15 protein-coding genes are annotated in these 19,861 nt (G+C 70.5%); 5 read left to right on the top strand and 10 right to left on the bottom strand.

Annotation, left to right across the window (positions count from 1 at the left end; genetic code table 11):
* Positions 1–90 precede the first annotated feature (90 nt).
* The 4 genes from AC5JCN_RS17395 to ggt all read left to right on the top strand — a co-directional run bounded on the left by AC5JCN_RS17395 (position 91) and on the right by ggt (position 5,525).
* Positions 91–1,158 (top strand): ABC transporter permease, encoded by a 1,068-nt coding sequence (locus AC5JCN_RS17395; RefSeq protein WP_495756345.1) that lies wholly within the window; start codon positions 91–93, stop codon positions 1,156–1,158.
* A gap of 8 nt (positions 1,159–1,166) precedes the next feature.
* Positions 1,167–2,720 (top strand): sugar ABC transporter ATP-binding protein, encoded by a 1,554-nt coding sequence (locus AC5JCN_RS17390; protein ID WP_495756344.1) that lies wholly within the window; start codon positions 1,167–1,169, stop codon positions 2,718–2,720.
* On the top strand, positions 2,717–3,697 hold the full coding sequence (locus AC5JCN_RS17385; protein ID WP_495756343.1) for an ABC transporter permease: 981 nt from the start codon (positions 2,717–2,719) through the stop codon (positions 3,695–3,697). The genes AC5JCN_RS17390 and AC5JCN_RS17385 overlap by 4 nt, the downstream gene beginning before the upstream one ends.
* Positions 3,698–3,770: 73 nt before the next feature.
* Positions 3,771–5,525, top strand: a complete 1,755-nt coding sequence (gene ggt / locus AC5JCN_RS17380; RefSeq protein WP_495756342.1) for a gamma-glutamyltransferase — start codon at positions 3,771–3,773, stop codon at positions 5,523–5,525.
* A gap of 38 nt (positions 5,526–5,563) precedes the next feature.
* Here ggt and olsB read toward each other — a convergent pair whose 3' ends face one another.
* The 4 genes from olsB to mutS form a co-directional block, all read right to left on the bottom strand.
* Positions 5,564–6,553 (bottom strand): l-ornithine N(alpha)-acyltransferase, encoded by a 990-nt coding sequence (olsB, locus tag AC5JCN_RS17375; protein ID WP_495756341.1) that lies wholly within the window; start codon positions 6,551–6,553, stop codon positions 5,564–5,566.
* A gap of 140 nt (positions 6,554–6,693) precedes the next feature.
* Positions 6,694–8,769 (bottom strand): ATP-binding protein, encoded by a 2,076-nt coding sequence (locus AC5JCN_RS17370; protein ID WP_495756340.1) that lies wholly within the window; start codon positions 8,767–8,769, stop codon positions 6,694–6,696.
* 58 nt (positions 8,770–8,827) lie between these two features.
* On the bottom strand, positions 8,828–10,366 hold the full coding sequence (locus AC5JCN_RS17365) for a YifB family Mg chelatase-like AAA ATPase (RefSeq protein ID WP_495756339.1): 1,539 nt from the start codon (positions 10,364–10,366) through the stop codon (positions 8,828–8,830).
* Positions 10,367–10,498: 132 nt separating this feature from the next.
* On the bottom strand, positions 10,499–13,198 hold the full coding sequence (mutS, locus tag AC5JCN_RS17360) for a DNA mismatch repair protein MutS (protein ID WP_495756338.1): 2,700 nt from the start codon (positions 13,196–13,198) through the stop codon (positions 10,499–10,501).
* Between the two features lie 173 nt (positions 13,199–13,371).
* Between mutS and AC5JCN_RS17355 the strand changes: the two genes are divergently transcribed.
* Complete coding sequence (locus AC5JCN_RS17355; RefSeq protein ID WP_495756337.1) at positions 13,372–15,666, top strand: NADP-dependent malic enzyme; 2,295 nt, start codon at positions 13,372–13,374, stop codon at positions 15,664–15,666.
* 192 nt (positions 15,667–15,858) lie between these two features.
* Here AC5JCN_RS17355 and coaA read toward each other — a convergent pair whose 3' ends face one another.
* The 6 genes from coaA to AC5JCN_RS17325 are packed head-to-tail and all read right to left on the bottom strand — an operon-like array spanning position 15,859 to position 19,835.
* Complete coding sequence (gene coaA, locus AC5JCN_RS17350; protein ID WP_495756336.1) at positions 15,859–16,824, bottom strand: type I pantothenate kinase; 966 nt, start codon at positions 16,822–16,824, stop codon at positions 15,859–15,861.
* Positions 16,825–16,856: 32 nt separating this feature from the next.
* Positions 16,857–17,177, bottom strand: coding sequence for a phosphoribosyl-ATP diphosphatase (locus AC5JCN_RS17345; protein WP_495756335.1), 321 nt, complete (start codon positions 17,175–17,177; stop codon positions 16,857–16,859).
* Between the two features lies 1 nt (position 17,178).
* Entirely contained in the window at positions 17,179–17,952 is a 774-nt protein-coding gene (gene hisF, locus AC5JCN_RS17340; protein WP_495756334.1) for an imidazole glycerol phosphate synthase subunit HisF, read from the bottom strand.
* Positions 17,945–18,706, bottom strand: coding sequence for a 1-(5-phosphoribosyl)-5-[(5-phosphoribosylamino)methylideneamino]imidazole-4-carboxamide isomerase (gene hisA, locus AC5JCN_RS17335; RefSeq protein ID WP_495756333.1), 762 nt, complete (start codon positions 18,704–18,706; stop codon positions 17,945–17,947). Before hisA ends, hisF begins: the two co-directional genes overlap by 8 nt.
* Positions 18,694–19,344: an imidazole glycerol phosphate synthase subunit HisH gene (gene hisH, locus AC5JCN_RS17330; RefSeq protein ID WP_495756332.1), complete on the bottom strand. Its 651-nt coding sequence runs from the start codon at positions 19,342–19,344 to the stop codon at positions 18,694–18,696. The genes hisA and hisH overlap by 13 nt, the downstream gene beginning before the upstream one ends.
* A complete protein-coding gene (locus AC5JCN_RS17325) occupies positions 19,341–19,835 on the bottom strand; it encodes a DUF2628 domain-containing protein (protein ID WP_495756331.1) in 495 nt (164 codons plus the stop codon). Before AC5JCN_RS17325 ends, hisH begins: the two co-directional genes overlap by 4 nt.
* Positions 19,836–19,861: the final 26 nt, after the last annotated feature.

Genomic DNA, 19,861 nt, shown 5'->3' with positions numbered 1-19,861 from the left:
CTCCTTCGGCTTCCTCCCCGCGCGCCGCCCCTCCCGGCGGCGCGCGGACCTTTGTGATACAGTGGCCGCATGCCGGTCCCGGAGCGGTCGATGACCACGGCAGAACCGTCAACCACGGCCGCGCCACCCGCGGGCCGCCGCGCCGGCCGAAGCCAGTTCGTGCGCATCCTGCTGTCGGAATACCTCGTCCTGCTGATCGCGGTCGCCTACACGATCGCCATCTACCCGTTCGTGCCAGAAATCCTCTCGGTGGAGGTGGCGACGAACATCCTCTCCGACATGATGCCGCTGCTCGTCGTCGCCATTGGCCAGACCTTCGTGCTGGTGGTCGGCGGCATCGACCTGTCGGTCACCGCCGTCATCTCGCTGGCCGCCGTGGTCGGCGCCTCCGCCATGACGCTGTCGGGCGGCTATTTCGGCGAGGGGCCTCTGGCCGTTCCGGGCGCCATCGCGCTGATGCTGGCGGTGGGGCTTCTCATCGGTGCCGTCAACGGGCTGTCGACGGTGCTGCTCAACATGCCGTCCTTCATCGTCACGCTGGCGACGCGCATGTTCTTCGCGGGCGCGGCGATCTGGTACACGACCTTCCACACGAAGTCGTCGTCGATCGCCAATCTGCCCGACCCCTTCACCGCCATCGCGGACGGGCAGATCGCCAGCTTCAGCATCGGCGAGGGGACGTTCGTCGTCCCCCTCACCTTCGCCATCGCCCTGGTGGTAGGCGTCGTCGCCCATCTTGCCCTGTCGCGATCGGTGCTGGGGCGCTGGATCTATGCCGTCGGGCTGAACCCGAAGGCGGCACGCGTCTCGGGCGTACCGGTGGCGCGCACCATCGTCATCGCCTTCCTGATCAGCGGCGTCTGCGCCGCCATCGCCTCGGTGATGTACACGAGCCGCATGCAGACCGGCTCCCCTATCGCCGGCGAGAACATCCTGCTTGATGTCATCGGCGCGGTGGTGATCGGCGGCACCAGCCTGTTCGGCGGCAAGGGCAAGATCATCTGGACCGTCTTCGGCGTGCTGTTCCTGGTGCTGCTCGACACGACCATGAAGCTTCTGGGCGCCTCGCTCTTCGCGATCTTCATGATCAAGGGCAGCGTCATCCTCCTCGCGGCGCTCATCGACACGCTGCGCAACAAGATCCTCGCGGACCGCTGAGGCTGGCCATGGACACGCAACCTATTGCATCGGCCCCCGCCACCCCCGTCGTCGAGGTGCGCGGCATCGCCAAGCAGTTCTTCGGCGTGCAGGTGCTGCACGGCGTCCACTTCGCCATCCGCGCCGGGCAGGCGCTCGGCCTCGTCGGCGAGAACGGCTCCGGCAAGTCGACCAGCATGAACATTCTCGGCGGTGTCCTGCAGCCGGACGCGGGCGACATGCTGCTGGACGGGCAGCCCTACAGGCCGGCGACCCCGCGCGACGCGGCGCAGGCCGGCATCGCCTTCATCCACCAGGAGCTGAACCTCTTTCCCAACCTGTCGATCGAGGAGAACGTCTTCATCGACCGCTTCCCCCGGCGCGGTGGCCTGCCCTTCATTGACCGCAAGGCGATCCGCTCGGCGAGCGAGGAGTTGCTGCGGCAGGTCGACCTTCACATGCCGCCGGGAACGCTGGTGGGGCGGCTCAGCCAGGGCGAGCGCCAGCTCGTCGAGATCGCCAAGGCGCTTTCCGCCAATCCCAAGGTGATCATCCTCGACGAGCCCACCACCTCGCTGACCCGCCGGGAGGTGGAGCGCCTCTTCGCCATCATGGGCCGGCTCAAGAACCGCGGCATCGGCATGGTCTACATCAGCCACGCGCTCGATGACGTGTTCGAGATCTGCGAGCACGTCACGGTGCTGCGCGACGGGGCCGTGATCGGCGACGCTCTCGCCGCCGAGCTCACCGTGCCCAAGGTGATCGGCATGATGGTGGGGCGCTCGATCGACGCCATCTTCCCCGCCCGCACGGTTGTTCCGCGCGAGCGCACCATGCTGGAGGTGCGCGGCCTGTCGCAGCCGGGCGTGGCCGAAAACATCTCCTTTTCGATCCGCGCGGGCGAGGTCGTCGGCCTTGCCGGGCTGATGGGTTCGGGACGCTCCGAGCTGGCCCGCATGGTGTTCGGCCTCGACCCCTTCGCGCGCGGCGAGATCATCGTCGACGGCCAGCGCATCGCCGAGCCCGGCCCGGCGGCGAGCATGGAGGCGGGCATCGCCTTCCTCACGGAGGACCGGCGCCACGAAGGGCTGCTGATGGATTCGTCGATCGCCGAGAACACCATCCTCGCCTCCCTCGCCGACTTCTCCGGCCCCGCCGGCCTCGTCGACGGCAGCAAGGTGACGGACGCGGCGAAGGCGATGGCACGCAAGGTCCATCTCTCGACGGACCGCGTCACGGAGACCAGGGCCAAGCACCTCTCCGGCGGCAATCAGCAGAAGGTCGTCATCGGCAAGTGGCTGATGCGCAAGCCGAAGGTGTTCATCCTCGACGAACCGACGCGCGGCATCGACGTCGGCGCCAAGCAGGAGGTCTACAAGATCATCAACGCGCTGGTGGAGGACGGCAGCGCCGTCCTGCTCATCTCCTCTGAGATCGAGGAGCTGATCGGACTGTCCGACCGCATTCTCACCATCAACAAGGGCGAGATCACCGGCGGCTTCGAGCGCAGCCGCTTCGACCGCGAGGCCATCATGGCCGCGGCGACGCGCAGCGGGCTCGCCCCGCAGGAGGCAGCCCGATGAGCGCCGGCAACCGCCTCGTCCTGCTGCTGCTTCAGAACGCCCCGCTGGTGCTGTTCGCGCTGGTGCTGCTGGTGTTCGGCCTGCAGTCGCCGCGCTTTCTCGACCTCGCGAACTTCCGCAACATCGTCATCCAGGCGGCGCCCATCGCCATCCTCGCCATCGGCATGACCTTCGTGCTGCTGACGGCGCATATCGACCTGTCGATCGGCGCCACCATGTACCTGACAGCCTGCCTGATGGCGCTCTACCTGCCGCAGGTGCCGTGGCCGCTCGCCATGCTGATCGTCATGGGCATCGGTGCGATCATCGGTGCGATCAACGGCTTCGTCGTGACCGTGCTCGGCGTCGCCTCCTTCATCACGACGCTGGCCACGCTCTTCATCCTGCGCGGCTTCGCCATGTACCTGTCGAACACGCGCACGCTGCCCTTCCCGGACCCCATCACCAACCTCAACCGCACCTCGTTCTTCGGCGTGCCCTCCGCCATCGCCGCCTTCGTCGTGATCTTCGCCGTGGCCTGGGTCATCCTGCACCGCACGCCCTTCGGCCGGCAGGTCTACGCCGTGGGCGAGGATGCCGAGGCGGCCAAGAAGGCGGGATTGCCGGTCAAGCGCATCACCTTCGCCTGCTTCGTTCTCTGCGCGCTGTTCGCGAGCTTCGGCGGCTTCGTTACCGTCACCCAGATCGGCGCGGTCGGCCCGAAATACGGTGACCAGATCGAGTTCGCGGCGGTGGCCGCGGCGGTGCTGGGCGGCGTCAGCCTGTTCGGAGGCCGCGGCGGCGTGGCCGGCGTGGTGTTCGGCGCCATCCTGATCAAGACGACTCAGAACGGGCTGAACATCATCAATGCCGACCCGTACATCTACCCGCTGGTGACCGCCTCCATCATCTTCGTCGCGGTCGCCGTGGATGGGCTGCGCACGCGCATCCTCGAACGCATGCAGCGGCGCATGATCCGCCCGCGCGAGGCCGGCTGAGCGCATGCGGTTCGCCGCGGGCATTGATCCCGCGGGACGGTCGGGCATGATGCGGCGTCAGCGGAGATCTTCCATGCGTCGCGCCGCCCTTCTTTCTGCCCTCGTGCTCCTGCCTGGCCTCGCCTTCGGCCAGGCCAAGCCCGTGACGGCCGACCAGCCCATTCCCGCCGGCCAGCCGCTCGTCTCGCCCTGGGCGCGGCTGCAGCCCGTCACGGCGACCTCCGGCATGGTGACGAGCCAGGAAGGGCGCGCCTCCCGGATCGGCGTTGACATCCTCAGGCGCGGCGGCAATGCCGTGGACGCGGCTGTCGCGGTCGGCTTCGCGCTCGCCGTCACCCTGCCGCGGGCCGGCAATCTCGGCGGTGGCGGCTTCATGCTGATCCACAAGGCGCAGGACAACCGCACCGTCGCCATCGACTACCGCGAGACCGCCCCCGCCGCCGCGACGAAGGAGATGTTCCTCGACGCGCAGGGCAATGCCGACGCCGCCAAGTCGACGGCCAGCGGGCTCGGGGTCGGCGTGCCCGGCACCGTGGCCGGCCTCGCGCTGGCGCTGGAACGGCACGGCTCCGGCAAGTTCACCATCGGCGACCTCGCCGCCCCCGCCGTGGCGCTGGCCCGCGACGGCATCCCGGTCGAGGAGGACCTCGCCGACAGCCTGCCGCAGGCGGAGGCCGTGCTGGCGCGCTATCCCTCGACCAAGGCGATCTTCTTCGGGGCCGACGACACGCCGCTGAAGCCCGGCAACACGCTGGTGCAGACCGACCTGTCGGAAACGCTGCTGCGCATCGCCCGCAGCGGACCGGCCGGCTTCTACGAGGGCCCCACGGCCGAACGCATCGTGGCCGCCGTGCAGTCGGCCGGCGGCGCCATGACGGTCGACGACCTCAAGGCCTACCAGGCGGTCGAGCGCGAGCCGGTGACGGGCAGCTACCGCGGCTATGCCATTGCCTCGATGCCGCCACCCTCCTCCGGCGGCACGCATGTCATCGAGATCCTCAACATCCTCGAGGGCTACGACCTGGCGAAGATGGGCGCCGGCTCGGCCGACGCGCTGCATCTCGAGGCCGAGGCGATGAAGCGCGCCTATGCCGACCGCTCGCAGTATCTGGGAGACCCCGGCTTCGTGAAGGTGCCGCTGAAGGCGCTGATCTCGAAGGACTACGCCGCCGCGATCCGGGCCGGCATCACACTGGACCAGGCGACGCCGGCCGCGCAGATCAAGCCGGGCAACCTCGCGCCTTTCGAAGGCGACCACACCACGCATTTCTCGGTGGTGGACGCCGACGGCAACGTCGTCTCCAACACCTACACGCTCAACCTGAATTTCGGCCTCGGCCTCGTGGCCGAGGGGACAGGCGTGCTGCTCAACAACGAGCTCGACGACTTCGCCGCCAAGCCCGGCGTGCCCAACGCCTTCGGGCTGATCGGGGGCGACGCCAACGCCCCCGGCCCGGGCAAGAGGCCGCTGTCCTCGATGTCGCCCACCATCGTCTTCAAGGAGGGCAAGCCCTTCCTGGTGACGGGCAGCCCCGGCGGCAGCCGCATCATCTCGACGGTGGTTCAGGTCATCTCCAACGTGGTGGACCACGGCATGAACGTGGCCGAGGCCGTCGCCGCGCCGCGCATGCACCACCAGTGGGCGCCGGACACGCTGCGCATCGAGCGCGGCTTCTCGGCCGACACGCTGCGCATCCTGCAGGCGCGCGGCCACACGCTCCAGCTGGGCCCCACCATGGGGTCGGCCAACAGCATCATGGTCGCGCCCGGCGGCCTCGCCGGCACCGCCGACCCGCGCGTCCGCGGCAGCCTGGCAGCCGGGTACTGACAGCGGCCCTCATCCGGCACGTGCCGAACGAACCGCGCTCAGGCCGCGTGGCGGCTGGCGTCGGCGCCGAAATGGCCGATGTAGCGTGGGTTGATGGTCTCGACGGGCAGGACGACCAGCACGTCGGTCGTGCCGAACTGGTGGTCGACGACGGCACCGTCGCCGAACCTGGCGCCCACGCGGAGGTAGCCCTTGATCAGCGGCGGCAGCGCCTGCATCGCGGCGCGGGGCTGCACCGCGCCGGCCGGCAGCCGGTCCATGCTGACGCCGCGCCCGTCCACGGGCCTGACGCGCCAGCCGTCTTCAGCCCGGGCCGAGTGGTGGAGGAAGGAGAGCGGCACGGCCAGCCGGGCAGGGTCGGTACCCTCCAGGCTGGCGCAGCCGAACATCACGTCGACGCGGTGGTGCAGGACATAGGCCCAGATGCCGTGCCAGAGCAGCTCCACCGTGCGCTTGTCGCGGTAGGGCCGCAGGACGCAGGACCGCCCGAGCTCCAGGAAGCGCCGGCCGGGGTGGGCGGCGACGAGCCGGCCGATGTCGAACTCGCTCTCGGTGTAGAAGCCGCCATGCCGCTCGGCCACCTCCTGGCGGAGCAGGCGGTAGGTGCCGACGACGCGGGGCTTGCGCCGCTTCTTCCCGTCCGGCCCGGAGGCGAAAGGCTGGAAAGACGGAGCCGCGGCCGCATGGTCGACGACCAGCAGGTGGTCGCACAGCGCGTCGAACGCGTCCATGTCGCGCCGCGTCAGCCGGCACATCATGTCGGGGATGGCCGACATCTCCTCGTAAAAGACGCTGTAGCGCAGCTTCTGGGCACGCATGACGTCCTTGCGCGTAACCGCGAGGCGCACCTCGAGGCTGCCGATCCGGCCAAGCACCGGACCCAGGCCGTTGGCCGGCCTCGGCTTGGGGGCGGGAGAAAAGCTGGGCGGGACGAGGATGCTGCGGGAGCGCTGCAGGCCGCCGATCAGGCGTGCCGCCATCGGGGAGCCGGACGCGGCAGACATGAGGCGGGAAGGCACGGAGTCCATGGATGCGCGTTTCCGCGCCGTCCGGGCGGCACGGTCCTGCCGTACCCGCTTCACCGCCCCCGGCGTCTGACATGATTCTGAGATACGCGTCTGACGGCCACATGACAATGTGACTGCGGGTTGTCACAAACGGAATTGCGTCAGGCGGACGCTGCCTTTCCCGGGCGCGCGGCACGCAAAAGGTCGCCGAGCTGCCCTGCGTCGAGGGGTTTTGCGAGCATGCCGTCGAGCCCGGCGGCCAGAGCGCGGCGGCGGTCCTCGTCCGACACGTTCGCCGTGAGAGCCAGCAGGCGCACCGGCGGGACGCCATGGTCGCGCTCCACGGCGCGGATGCGCCGCGCTGCCTCATGGCCGTCGATGCCGGGCATGCGCACGTCCATCAGCACGAGGTCGAAGCCGCGGCCCGGCTCCTCGCAGGCGGCGCGGTAGAGGTCAACCGCCTCGATGCCGTCGGCGGCGCGCGTCACGGCGGCGCCCGAGCGCTCCATCAGCTTGGTCGCCAGCAGCGCGTTGATTTCGTTGTCCTCGGCCAGCAGCACGCGGACCGGCGCGGCGCGGGACGGCTTGCGCCGGCTTCGGGCGGGAGCGAGCGGCTCGGCCTCCGGCGCGTCGAGCCGGGCTGCCAGCGAACGCTCGCGCACCGGCTTGACCAGATAGGATTCGAACCCCGCCGCGGCCGGCGACCCGAAAGAGCGTCTCTCGAAGGGCGACAGCAGGACGATGCGGCGCGACACGCCCGCCGCCCGCGCTGCGGACGCGAGGGCGCGCACGCCGGGCTCGCGCAGTGCGCCGTCGACGACAAGGATGTCGGGTACGCGCATGGCCAAAGACCGCATGCCGGCCTCGGCGGTCTCGGCCACCGTCACCGTCACGCCGCCTGCCGTGAGGCGATCGGCGAGGAAGGCCTGCTCGAAGGGCGAGGGCGACACCAGCAGGGCCGTGCAGCCCTCGATGCCGGCGGGCAGACGAACGCGCTCGGGAGCGTCGGGCACCGCTGGCAAGGCGAGGCCGAAGCGGAACACCGAGCCTCTGCCCTCGACGCTCTCTACCGTGATGTCGCCGCCCATGCCCTGCACCAGCCGGCGCGAGATGGCGAGGCCGAGCCCGGTGCCCTCGTGCCGGCGTGTCGCCGTGCCGTCGACCTGCTCGAATTCGGCGAAGATGCCGGAGAGCCTGTCGGCGGGAATGCCGGTGCCGGTGTCCGACACGGCAAAGACGAGCCGGCCCTCGTGCGACAGCACCGACACGCCGACACCGCCGGTCTCGGTGAACTTCACGGCATTCCCGGCGAGGTTGGTGAGCACCTGGCGGATGCGGCCGGCATCGCCCAACACGAAGCGCGCGACGTCCGGCGCCACGCTGGCGGCGAGCGCGATGCCCTTGTCCTGGGCGCGCGGCGCGAGGAGTTCCACGGTGCCCTCGACCAGCGCGACGAGATCGAAGGGCTCGTGCACGATTTCCAGCTTGCCGGCTTCGATCTTCGAGAAATCGAGGATCTCCGTGATCAGCGAGAGGAGCGCTTCGCCGGAGGTCCTGATGGCTGCCGCATATGTCCCCTGCTCGGGCGTGAGGCCCGTCGTCTCCAGCAGATGCGCCATGCCGAGAACGCCGTTGAGCGGGGTGCGCAGCTCGTGCGTCACGCTGGCGAGGAAGCGGGACTTCGCCTCGCTCGCAGCCTCGGCACGCCGGCGCTCGGCCGCCAGCGCCGCCTCGGCGGCGCGGCGCTCGGTGACGTCCCGGCCCACGGCCTGGATCTCGGCGCCGCCCGATGCCGCGCGCACCGGCGTCTCGACCCAGGCGATCCAGCGCGTCCCGTGCGGCGTCTCGACCTCCTGGTCGTAGGACTGCGCTCCCGACGCCGTCGCATGCTCGACGGAGATGGAGCCCGGCAGTGCGAAGGACGAGCCGATCAGCCGTTCCAGCGGTTCGCCTGCCAGGGCCACGAAGGCGTCGTTGGCCCAGACCACGCGGCCGGCGGCATCGCGGCGCAGCAGGAGGTCGCCATGGCCCTCGATGAGGCTGCGGTAGCGCTCCTCGCGCTCGCGCGCCTCCCACAGCGCGTCCTGGGCGTGTTCCAGCGCGCCGGCAAGCCGGTCGGCGCGGCAGCGGAGGGCTGCGTTCGAGCGCGCCAGCCGCGCCAGCCCGAGAGCCGCGCCGGCGCACAGCGCCAGGAACGCGGCAATCGCGACCACCTGAAAGACCCAAACCGCCGTCACGCTCGCGTCCTGCCGTGAAAAACCGGTCCATTCTGCGCGAACGTCGTTTCGAAACCGTTCAGCCTCCCCCGCGCCGGGCCTCGACTGCGGCACGGTAGGACAGCGCCTCGGCGAGGTGGACCCGGCCGACCTTCTCGCGCGCGTCGAGATCGGCGAGCGTGCGGGCGATGCGCATGACGCGGTGGAAGCCGCGCGCGCTCAGCCTTAGGCTGTCGGCAGCCTGGCGGAGCAGCGCCGCGCCGGCGGAGTCGGGGGCGGCGATGGTCTCCAGCAGCGCGGGCGGCAGGGCGGCATTGGTCGTGCTCGCGGGAAGGCCGGCCGCCGCGTTGCGCTGCGACTGGCGCCGGCGCGCCGCGGCGACGCGGGCGGCCACCTCGGCCGAGCCCTCCGCCGGCGGTGGCAAGATGAGGTCGGCTGCACTGACGGCGGGAATGTCGAGGGACAGATCCATGCGGTCTAGGAAGGGACCGGAGATGCGCGACGCATACTGGGCCACGCAGCGCTCGTTCGGCTGGCGGCGGCAGGCATAGCCGGGGTCGTTGGCGTGGCCGCACCGGCAGGGGTTCATCGCCGCCACGAGCTGGAAGCGCGCGGGATAGACCACGCGGCGGTTGGCGCGGGCTATGGCGATCTCGCCCGTCTCCAGCGGCTGGCGCAGGCTGTCCAGCACCTGCGGCTGGAACTCCGGCAGTTCGTCGAGGAAGAGCACGCCGTGATGGGCAAGCGAGACCTCGCCGGGCCGCGCCGTGACACCGCCGCCGACCAATGCCGCCATCGACGCCGAATGGTGCGGCGCGCGGAACGGCCGGCGGTCGGTCAAAGCGCCGTCGGCGAGCAGCCCGCCGACGGAATGGATCATCGACACCTCCAGGAGCTCCGGCGGGCTCAGCGGCGGCAGGATGGAGGGCAGGCGCATGGCGAGCATCGACTTGCCGGCCCCCGGCGGCCCGCAGAACAGCAGATTGTGCCCGCCCGCCGCGGCGACCTCGATGGCGCGCTTGGCGCTTTCCTGCCCCTTGACGTCGCGCAGGTCCGGCAGGTCGCCTACAGCGGCCCGCACGGCCGGTTCCGGCCGGCCGAGCACCTGGACGCCGCGCATGTGATTGGCCAGCTGGATGAGGGAACGTGGCGCCACGATCTCCATGTCGGGGCTCGCCCAGGCGGCTTCCGGCCCGGACTGGGCGGGGCAGATCAGCCCCCTCCCGTCGGCATTGGCCGCGACGGCGGCAGGCAGCACGCCCGTGACCGGGGCGATGGCACCATCCAGCGCGAGTTCGCCCAGCACGGTGAAACCTTCCAGCGCATCAGCCGGGATCGCGCCGATGGCCGCCATCACGCCGAGCGCGATGGGCAGGTCGTAGTGGCTGCCCTCCTTCGGCAGGTCGGCGGGCGCGAGGTTCACCGTGATGCGCCGGGCCGGCATGGCGAGGCCGGAGGCGATCAGCGCCGAGCGGATCCGCTCGCGCGATTCGGCCACCGCCTTGTCGCCCAGCCCGACAATGGTGAAGACGACGCTGCCCGGGACGAGCTGCACCTGGACATCGACAGGCCGGGCCTCGATCCCGTCGAACGCAACCGTCGCGACGTGGACGACCATGCTCCGCCGCTCCCTCCGCTCCGGATGAATGGAAGCGGACCGTAACGGCGACACGAAAGCAAGTCTTTCCGAGTCGGAAACTCAAGCCCAATACGAGTGGATACAATCCACTTTGCGAAAATTTCGAATGTTCTACTTCGGGTTGTCGATTCTCTTCAGCCGGTACAAGGCTTCCAGTGCCTCGCGGGGGGTCAGCTCGTCCGGGTCGATGCCGGCCAGCGCCTCGCGCAGGGGATCCTGCGCGGCGGAAGGCGGCGGCGCCGGGCGGGCGGCGGCGAAGAGCGGCAGGTCGTCGACCAGGCGCTGCACCGGCGCCATGCGGTCGGAGGCTTCCAGCTCGTCCAGGATGGTGCGGGCCCGTTCGACGACACCGGCCGGCAGTCCGGCGAGCCGCGCCACCTGGATGCCGTAGCTGCGGTCGGCGACGCCGGGCACCACCTCGTGCAGGAACACCACGTCGCCGTTGAACTCGGTGACCCGCACCGTGGTGTTGACGAGGCGCGGCAGGCGCCGCGCCAGCACGGTCAGCTCGTGGAAATGGGTGGCGAAGAGGGCGCGGCAGCGATTGGCCTCGTGCAGGTGCTCGATCGCGGCCCAGGCGATGGAGAGACCGTCGAAGGTCGCCGTGCCGCGCCCGATCTCGTCGAGGATGACCAGGGAGCGGTCGGTCGCCTGGTTGAGGATGGCGGCGGCCTCGATCATCTCCACCATGAAGGTGGAGCGCCCGCGCGCCAGGTCGTCGGCCGCTCCGACCCGCGAGAACAGCCGGTCGACCACCCCCAGCCGGGCGCGCCGCGCGGGCACGAAGCTGCCGGCCTGGGCCAGCACGACGATCAGGGCGTTCTGCCTGAGGAAGGTCGACTTGCCCGCCATGTTCGGGCCGGTGACGAGCGCGATGCGCCCGCCCCTGGCGGTGCCGGTGAGGTCGGAATCGTTTGCGACGAAAGGCGAGCCGGCCCTGGCCAGCGCCGCCTCGACGACAGGGTGGCGGCCGCCCTCCACGGCGAAGGCGAGGCCGTCCTCGACCTCCGGCCGGACCCAGGCGCAGACCTCCGCCGTCTCGGCCAGCGCCGCTGCGACATCGACCACGGCGAGCGCCGCCGCTACGTCCCGCAGCCCGGCCGACAGCGCCACTGCGTCGGAGCAGAGGCGGCCGAAATGCGCGAGCTCCAGCGACAGTGCCTCGTCCGAGGCCCGGGAGATGCGGCTTTCGAGGTCGGCGAGTTCCGCCGTCGAGAAGCGCATCGCGCCCTGCATCGTCTGGCGGTGGATGAAGGCGGCGTTGTGAGGCGGCTTCAGGAAGGCCTCGCCTGCTCCTTGCGGCACCTCGATGAACCAGCCGAGAAAGTTGTTGTGCTTGATGCGCAGCGTGCGGCAGCCGGTCTCCTCGGCGTAGCGCGCCTGCAGGCCGGCGACGACCGTCCGGCTCGCGTCGCGCAAGGCCCGCGCCTCGTCCAGCGCGGAATCGAACCCGGTGCGGACGAAACCGCCGTCGCGGCGGTTGAGCGGCAGGTCGTCGGCGAGGCAGGCGGCGAGTTCGCGCTCCAGCGCGTCGTTCGGTGGCGCGAGGCGGCGGGCCGCCTCCGCCAGCTCGGCCGGCAGCAGAGGCGAGCCCGCCAGCAGAACGGCCACGGCGCGTGCGGCTGCAAGGCCGTCGCGCAGGGCGGCGAGATCGCGGGGGCCGCCGCGGTCCAGCGCCAGCCGGGACAGGGCGCGGGCCATGTCCGGAGCGCGTTTCAGCACGTCGCGCACCCGGCCGCGCTGGATGGGATCGTCGAGGAACCACGCCACGGCGTCGTGCCGGGCCGCAATGGCGGTGGCGTCCGTCAGCGGTCCGGCCATGCGCTCGGCGAGAAGGCGACCGCCGGCGGGCGTCAGCGTGCGGTCGATGCAGGCGAGCAGGCTCCTTGCCCGCTCGCCGGAGAGAGTGCGGGTGAGCTCGAGATTGGCGCGGGTCGCGGAATCGATCTGCAGGGTGCCGCCCGGCGCCTCGGCGCGCGGCGGGGAGAGCGACGGGCGCGCCCCCTTCTGCGTGCGCTCGACATAGGCGACGATCGCCGCCGCCGCCGCGACCTGCTGGCGCGAGAAGGCGCCGAAGCCCGAGAGCGTGGCGACGCCGAAGAAACCGGCCAGCCGGCGCTCGCCGGAGGCCGCGTCGAACCCGTCGCGGGCCAGCGGGGTGACCTGTGCGCGCGTCTCCCGCCAGAGCGCACGCAGGCCGGGGTCGTCGATCAGCGCGTCGGGCACGAGGATCTCGCGAGGCTCGAGCCGGGCGATCTCGGCGCCGAGCTGGCCTTCCACCGCATCGGCGACGACGAAATGGCCGGTCGAGATGTCGACCGTGGCAATGCCGTAGAGCCAGCCTCCGTCCGGCACCCGGATCCGCGCCACGGCGGCGAGCAGGTTCGCCCGGCCGGGCTCGAGCAGCATCTCCTCGGTGATGGTGCCTGGGGTGACGAGGCGGATCACCTCGCGCCGGACCACCGACTTGGCGCCGCGCTTCCTCGCCTCGGCGGGATCCTCGGTCTGCTCGCAGACTGCCACCTTGTGGCCGGCGGCGATGAGGCGCTGGAGGTAGTCGTCGGCGCGCTCCACCGGCACGCCGCACATGGCGATGTCGTCGCCCAGATGCTTGCCGCGCTTCGTCAGCACGATGCCCAGGGTTCGCGAGGCGATCTCGGCGTCCTCGAAGAACAGCTCGTAGAAGTCGCCCATCCGGTAGAAGAGCAGGCAGTCCGTGTTGGCGGACTTGATCTCCAGGTACTGCGCCATCATCGGCGTGACCCGGGCCTCGGGCTGCGTGTCCTGGCGGTCGGGAGCGAGGGCGTTCATGGCCGGCACGCTAGCAAAGCCGGCCCGCCGGCGCACGGCGGCATGCCCGCCATCCACGCCTTTCGCGCACTGGCCCCTTCCCTCCAGCCGATGTGTTTCACGCGAAACCCTTTTCCTCGGGGGCATGGCGTGCTCTAGGGTGACGCTCCCGCCCTGCCCCCAGTGGACCCGCCATGCGCAAGCCGACCGAGAAGCCCGCCAAGCGTAGCCGCCCGACCATCTCGGACCAGGAGGCGCTGCAGTTCCACGCGCAAGGGCGCCCGGGAAAGCTGGAGATCGTCGCCACCAAGCCGATGGCCACCCAGCGCGACCTGTCGCTCGCCTACTCTCCGGGCGTCGCTGTGCCGGTGAAGGCGATCGCGGAAGACCCGTCTCGGGCTTTCGACTACACGACCAGGGGGAACCTCGTCGCCGTCATCTCCAACGGCACCGCCATCCTCGGCCTCGGCAATCTCGGCGCGCTGGCCTCCAAACCGGTGATGGAGGGCAAGGCGGTCCTGTTCAAGCGCTTCGCCGACGTCGATTCGATCGACCTCGAGGTCGACACGGAGGATCCCGACGCCTTCATCAACGCGGTGCGCTATCTCGGGCCCTCCTTCGGCGGCATCAACCTGGAGGACATCAAGGCTCCCGAGTGCTTCATCATCGAGGAGCGACTGCGCGAGCTCATGGACATCCCGGTGTTCCATGACGACCAGCACGGGACGGCCATCATCGCCACGGCGGGCATCCTCAACGCGTTGCAGCTGACCGGCCGCGACATTTCGAAGACGAAGCTCGTCTGCAACGGCGCGGGCGCGGCGGGCATCGCCTGCCTGGAGCTCATCAAGGCGATGGGCTTCCGGCCGGAAAACGTCCTGCTCTGCGACACCAAGGGCGTGGTCTACAAGGGCCGCACCGAGGGTATGAACCAGTGGAAGTCGGCTCACGCGACCGAGACCGACGCGCGCACGCTGGAAGACGCGATGCGCGGCGCCGACGTGTTCTTCGGCCTGTCCGCCAAGGGCGCCCTGTCCAGCGAGATGGTGCGCTCCATGGGGCCGGATCCGATCATCTTCGCCATGGCCAACCCCGACCCGGAGATCACGCCCGAGGAGGCGCACGCCGTCCGCGAGGACGTGATCATCGCCACGGGCCGCTCGGACTATCCGAACCAGGTCAACAACGTCCTGGGCTTCCCCTACATCTTCCGCGGCGCGCTCGACGTGCGCGCGACGACGATCAACATGGAGATGAAGATCGCCGCGGCCCGGGCGCTGGCCGAGCTGGCGCAGGAGGACGTGCCGGACGAGGTTGCCGTGGCCTACCAGGGCGCCCGGCCGCGCTTCGGGCGCGACTACATCATCCCCGTGCCGTTCGACCCCCGGCTGATCTCGGTCATCCCGCCCGCCGTGGCCCAGGCCGCGATGGATACGGGCGTAGCGCGCAAGCCCATCGTCGACATGACGTCCTACCGCGCGCAGCTCTCGGCCCGGCGTGACCCGATCGCGGGAGCGCTCCAGCGCACCATCGAGCGCGTGCGGCGCTATCCCAAGCGCGTCGTCTTCGCCGAGGGCGAGGAGGAGCAGGTCATCCGCGCCGCCGTTTCCTTCGTCAACCAGGGGCTGGGCAAGGCCATCCTGGTCGGCCGCGAGGACCGTATCTTCGAGACCGCCGCCTTCGCCGGCATCGATCTCGAGGGCAAGGATCACGTCGAGGTCCACAATGCCCGGCTGTCGCACCGCAACTCGGCCTATGCGCAGTACCTCTACGAGCGGCTGCAGCGGAAAGGCTTCCTGTACCGGGACTGCCAGCGCCTGATCAACCAGGACCGCAACCACTTCGCCGCGGCGATGGTGGCGCTGGGCGACGCCGACGCCATGGTGACCGGCGTCACCCGCAACTACTCTGTGGCGCTGGGGGACGTGCGCAACGTCATCGATCCCAAGCCGGGCCACAAAATGATCGGCGTGTCGCTGGTATTGGCGCGCGGCCGGGCGGTGCTCGTCGCCGACACCGCCATCACCGAGATGCCGACCGCCACGGAGATCGCCGACATCGCGGTGGAGGCGGCCGGGACGGCCCGCCGGCTCGGCTACGAGCCGCGCGTCGCCCTGCTCGCCTTCTCCACCTTCGGCCATCCGCCGGGAGAGCGCTCGGCCAAGGTGATCGAGGCGGTGAAGATCCTCGACCAGCGCCGCGTCGACTTCGAGTATGACGGCGAGATGGCCGCCGACGTCGCCCTGAACAGGGAGTTGATGGCGCAGTACCCGTTCTGCCGCCTGTCCGACACCGCCAACGTGCTGGTGATGCCGGCCTTCCACTCGGCCTCCATCTCCACCAAGATGCTGCAGTCGCTGGGCGGCTCCACCGTCATCGGCCCGCTGCTGGTGGGCCTCGACAAGGCCGTGCAGATCGTCCCGCTCGGCGCCAAGGACAGCGACATCGTCAACATGGCGGCGCTGGCGGCGTTCAACGTGGGCGGGTGACGGGGCGGGGGCTTTTCTTGTCATCCCCGGCGTGCCGCGAAGCGGCGCGGGAAGGGGATCCAGAGTCTGCCCCTGTTTATAAGAGCCCGTTGGAGACGTTATTGGTGACGAGGACTGGATCCTCTTCCCGGCCGGCTACGCCGGCCGCCGGGGATGACAAGGTGAGCCTTCGCGATCGCAGGCCCCCGCTCCTCACAGCTTCCGCAGCGCCACCTTCTCGATGCGGTGGCTGGCGCCCTTGGTGAGCACGAGGCTCGCTCTGGGGCGGGTGGGCAGCACGTTCTCGCGCAGGTTCGTGAGGTTGGTGCGGTTCCAGATGGCCCGGGCGATCTCCTCGGCCTCGGCGTCGCTGATCTCGGCGTATTTGCGGAAATACGAGCGGGGGTCGCGGAAGGCGGTCTCGCGCAGGCGCATGAAGCGGGCGACGTACCAGCGCTCCAGCAGGTCCTCGTCGGCGTCGAGATAGACCGAGAAGTCGAAGAAGTCGGAGACGAAGGGGATCGCCGCCCCGTCGCGCGGCAGCCGGCTGGGCTGCAGCACGTTCAGGCCCTCGACAATGAGGATGTCCGGCCGGTCGACGCTGACGGTCTGGCCGGGAATGACGTCGTAGGTGAGGTGCGAGTAGACCGGCGCCTCGACATGGTGCTTGCCGGCCTTCACCTGCGAGAGGAAGCGCAGCAGGGCGGAGGTGTCGTAGCTCTCCGGAAAGCCCTTCTTGTCCATGATGCCGAGGCGTTCCAGCACGGCATTGGGGTGCAGGAAGCCGTCGGTGGTAACGAGTTCCACCTTCGGCGTGTTGGGCCAGCGGGCGAGCAGCGCCGTCAGCACGCGCGCCGTGGTCGACTTGCCCACCGCCACCGAGCCGCCGATGCCGATGACGTAGGGAACCTTGCCGTCCTCGGCGAGCAGGAAGCGCTGCGTCGCCTTGAACAGGCCCTGCGTGGCGGCCACGTAGAGCGACAGCAGGCGCGACAGCGGCAGGTAGATGGCGACGACCTCCTCGAGCGAAATCGGGTCGTTCAGCGACTGCAGCTTGATGAGGTCCTCGACCGACAGCGTCAGCGGCGCGTCGGCGCGCAGCGCCGCCCATTCCTCGCGATGGAAGACGCGGTAGGGCGAGAGTTCGCCCTCGAGGTCGGAGGTGACGCGTTCGTCCATGCCGGACGTTCCTTCTCCGGGCCGCGGCCTGTTCAGTCCTTCGGGCGCGAGGCCTTTTCCGCGAGCCCTGACTGGCCGGTGCGGCGCGCCAGCTCGTCCAGCACATCCTGCAACGGGACGGAGCGCGCGCGAAGCACGACCAATAGGTGATAGAGCACGTCCGCCGCCTCCATCTTGAGGCCTGTCCGGTCGCCCTCGACGGCAGCGATCACGGCCTCGACAGCCTCCTCCCCCAGCTTCCTGGCGGCCTTGGACGGGCCCTCCTGGAGGAGCTTGGCCGTGTAGGACGCCTCCGGGCCTGCCTTGGCCCGCTCGGCCAGGATGGCGTCGAGGTCGCTCAACGAGAACGCCATGTCAGTCGTTCCTCACCGGCAGCCCGGCCGCGGCCAGCCGCTCCTTGGCCTCGCGGATCGTGTGCTGGCCGAAATGGAAGATCGAGGCCGCCAGCACGGCGCTGGCATGGCCGTCGCGCACGCCGTCGACGAGGTGGTCGAGCGTGCCGACCCCCCCGGAGGCGATGACGGGCACGGGCACCGCGTCGGCGATGGCGCGGGTCAGCGCAGTATCGTAGCCCACCTTGGTGCCGTCGCGGTCCATGGAGGTCAGCAGGATCTCGCCGGCGCCGCGCTCGCACACCTCCTCGGCGAAGGAGACGGCCTCGATGCCGGTCGGCTTGCGGCCGCCATGGGTGAAGATCTCCCAGCGGTCGGGCTCGCCCTCGCCGGAGACCTTCTTGGCGTCGATGGCGACGACGATGCACTGCACGCCGAACTTCTCGGCGGCGCGGCGGACGAAGTCGCGGTCGTTCACGGCGGCGGTGTTGATCGAGACCTTGTCGGCGCCCGCCAGCAGGAGGGCTCGGATGTCCTCGACCGTGCGCACGCCGCCGCCGACGGTCAGCGGCATGAAGCACCGCTCGGCGGTGCGGGTGACGACGTCGAGCAACGTGCCGCGGTTCTCGTGGCTGGCGGTGATGTCGAGGAAGCAGAGCTCGTCGGCCCCGGCCGCGTCATAGGCGATGGCACTCTCGACGGGGTCGCCGGCGTCGCGCAGGTCGACGAACTGGACGCCCTTCACCACGCGCCCGTCCTTGACGTCGAGGCAGGGGATGACGCGGACCTTAAGCACGGGCCCCTCCCTTTTCCTCCGCCGCCCGGATCAGGGCGAGGGCTTCCGCCGGGTCGAGGCGGCCGTCATAGAGCGCCCGGCCGGAGATGGCTCCTTCCAGCACGGCGCAGTCCGGCTCCAGCAGGCGGTGGATGTCCTCGATCGAGGCGAGGCCGCCGGAAGCGATCACCGGGATCGGCACGGCGCCGGCCAGCGCCAGCGTGCCCTCGATGTTGAGGCCCTTCAGCACGCCGTCGCGGGCGATGTCGGTGTAGACGATGGCGGCGACGCCGGCATCGGCGAAGCGCCGGCCGAGCTCATCCGCGGACATCTCGGACAGGCGGGCCCAGCCCTCGACGGCGACGCGGCCGTCGCGCGCGTCGATGCCGACCGCGACCTGCCCGGGGAAGCGGCGGGCCGCCTCCCGCACGAAGGCGGGATCGCGCACCGCGGCGGTGCCGATGATGACCCGGCGCACGCCGCGCGCGAGCCACGCCTCGACGGTCCGCAGGTCGCGGATGCCGCCGCCGAGCTGCACGGGCAGCGTGGTCGCGGCGAGGATGTCCTCGACCGCCACGGCATTCATCGGGCGCCCGGCGAAGGCGCCGTCGAGATCGACGAGGTGCAGCCACGAGAAGCCCTGCGATGCGAAGTCGGCGGCCTGCGCGGCAGGATCGTCGTTGAAGACGGTGGCCTTCTCCATGTCGCCCTGCACGAGGCGGACGCAGCGGCCTTCCTTGAGGTCAATGGCGGGAAACAGGATCACGGCCGCCACCTCAGGAAATTGGCGATGAGGGCGAGGCCGAGCTTCTGGCTCTTCTCGGGATGGAACTGCGTGCCGGCCACCGTGTCGCGCGCCACCATGGCGGTCACCGGCCCGGCATAGTCGCAGCGTGCCACGACGGTCGCGGGGTCGCTGGCGGCGAGGTGGTAGGAGTGGACGAAATAGGCGTGCCAGCCGTCGGGGCCGGTGGGGATGCCGTCGAGCAGCGCGTGCGGGCGCGCCTGGTCGAGCGTGTTCCAGCCCATGTGCGGGATCTTGAGCGCGGGATCGGACGGCTCGATCAGGGTGACGTCACCCGGGATCCAGCCCAGTCCCCGCGTGGTCACGTATTCCAGGCCGCGCTCGGCTATCAGCTGCATGCCGACGCAGATGCCGAGGAAGGGCCGGCCGCGGCCGCGCACCGTCTCCTCCAGCGCCTCGACCATGCCGGCCACGCCGTCGAGCCCTGCCCGGCAGTCGGCGAAGGCGCCGACGCCCGGCAGCACGATGCGGTCGGCCGCCCGCACCACGTCGGGGTCGCTGGTGAGGACGATCGTCTCGCCCGTACCGCCTTCGCGGGAGGCGCGCTCGAAGGCCTTGAACGCGGAGTGCAGGTTGCCGGAGCCATAATCGACGATGGCGACCGTCATGCCCGGCCCCCCGCCTGCGGGAAGAGGCCGAGCACCGGCTGGGGACCGGCGGGATGCGGCCAGGGCTGCGAGGACTGCGCCACAGGATTGGTGCCGCCGGTCGTCCGGCCGGCTCGCCAGCGCTGGAAGAAGCGCAGCTCGGCCTCCTCGCGGCTGGAGGCCGAGACGATGTCGGCCAGCGGCAGGCCCCGGCGTTCCAGCGCGCGGGACTTGATGTCCCCGGCATGGAAGGCGATTCCCAGCGACAGCAGGATCTCGAGCAAGGCGACCGAGGTCTCGCCGAGGCCGATCGCCGGCCCGCCCAGGGCGATGGCCAACGCCACGACGATGAAGAACAGGCTCGCCAGCCAGCAGCGGTTGAAGAGCAGCCAGAGCAAGGGGAGGACCAGGGCGAGCCAGTGGAAGCCGTCCTTGACCAGGACCGTGCGCTCGAGGCCCTCGTCCGAGCCGCGCCTCGCCTCTTCCGGAACGTGCACCGCGTAGATCGTCATCGGACTTCCCGTCGCTTTCCGCCCGC

The sequence above is a fragment of the Alsobacter sp. genome (genome assembly GCF_059501845.1).
This window is presented reverse-complemented; position numbering and strand designations above follow the sequence as displayed.

Bases quoted from the DNA above. Each gene is read 5' to 3' on its own strand.
- AC5JCN_RS17365 (WP_495756339.1), bottom strand. From the start codon at position 10,366: ATGGTCGTCCACGTCGCGACGGTTGCGTTCGACGGGATCGAGGCCCGG.
- AC5JCN_RS17355 (WP_495756337.1), top strand. From the start codon at position 13,372: ATGCGCAAGCCGACCGAGAAGCCCGCCAAGCGTAGCCGCCCGACCATC.
- hisH (WP_495756332.1), bottom strand. From the start codon at position 19,344: ATGACGGTCGCCATCGTCGATTATGGCTCCGGCAACCTGCACTCCGCG.
- ggt (WP_495756342.1), top strand. From the start codon at position 3,771: ATGCGTCGCGCCGCCCTTCTTTCTGCCCTCGTGCTCCTGCCTGGCCTC.
- AC5JCN_RS17325 (WP_495756331.1), bottom strand. From the start codon at position 19,835: ATGACGATCTACGCGGTGCACGTTCCGGAAGAGGCGAGGCGCGGCTCG.
- mutS (WP_495756338.1), bottom strand. From the start codon at position 13,198: ATGAACGCCCTCGCTCCCGACCGCCAGGACACGCAGCCCGAGGCCCGG.
- AC5JCN_RS17390 (WP_495756344.1), top strand. From the start codon at position 1,167: ATGGACACGCAACCTATTGCATCGGCCCCCGCCACCCCCGTCGTCGAG.
- AC5JCN_RS17345 (WP_495756335.1), bottom strand. From the start codon at position 17,177: ATGGCGTTCTCGTTGAGCGACCTCGACGCCATCCTGGCCGAGCGGGCC.
- olsB (WP_495756341.1), bottom strand. From the start codon at position 6,553: ATGGACTCCGTGCCTTCCCGCCTCATGTCTGCCGCGTCCGGCTCCCCG.
- coaA (WP_495756336.1), bottom strand. From the start codon at position 16,824: ATGGACGAACGCGTCACCTCCGACCTCGAGGGCGAACTCTCGCCCTAC.
- AC5JCN_RS17385 (WP_495756343.1), top strand. From the start codon at position 2,717: ATGAGCGCCGGCAACCGCCTCGTCCTGCTGCTGCTTCAGAACGCCCCG.
- AC5JCN_RS17395 (WP_495756345.1), top strand. From the start codon at position 91: ATGACCACGGCAGAACCGTCAACCACGGCCGCGCCACCCGCGGGCCGC.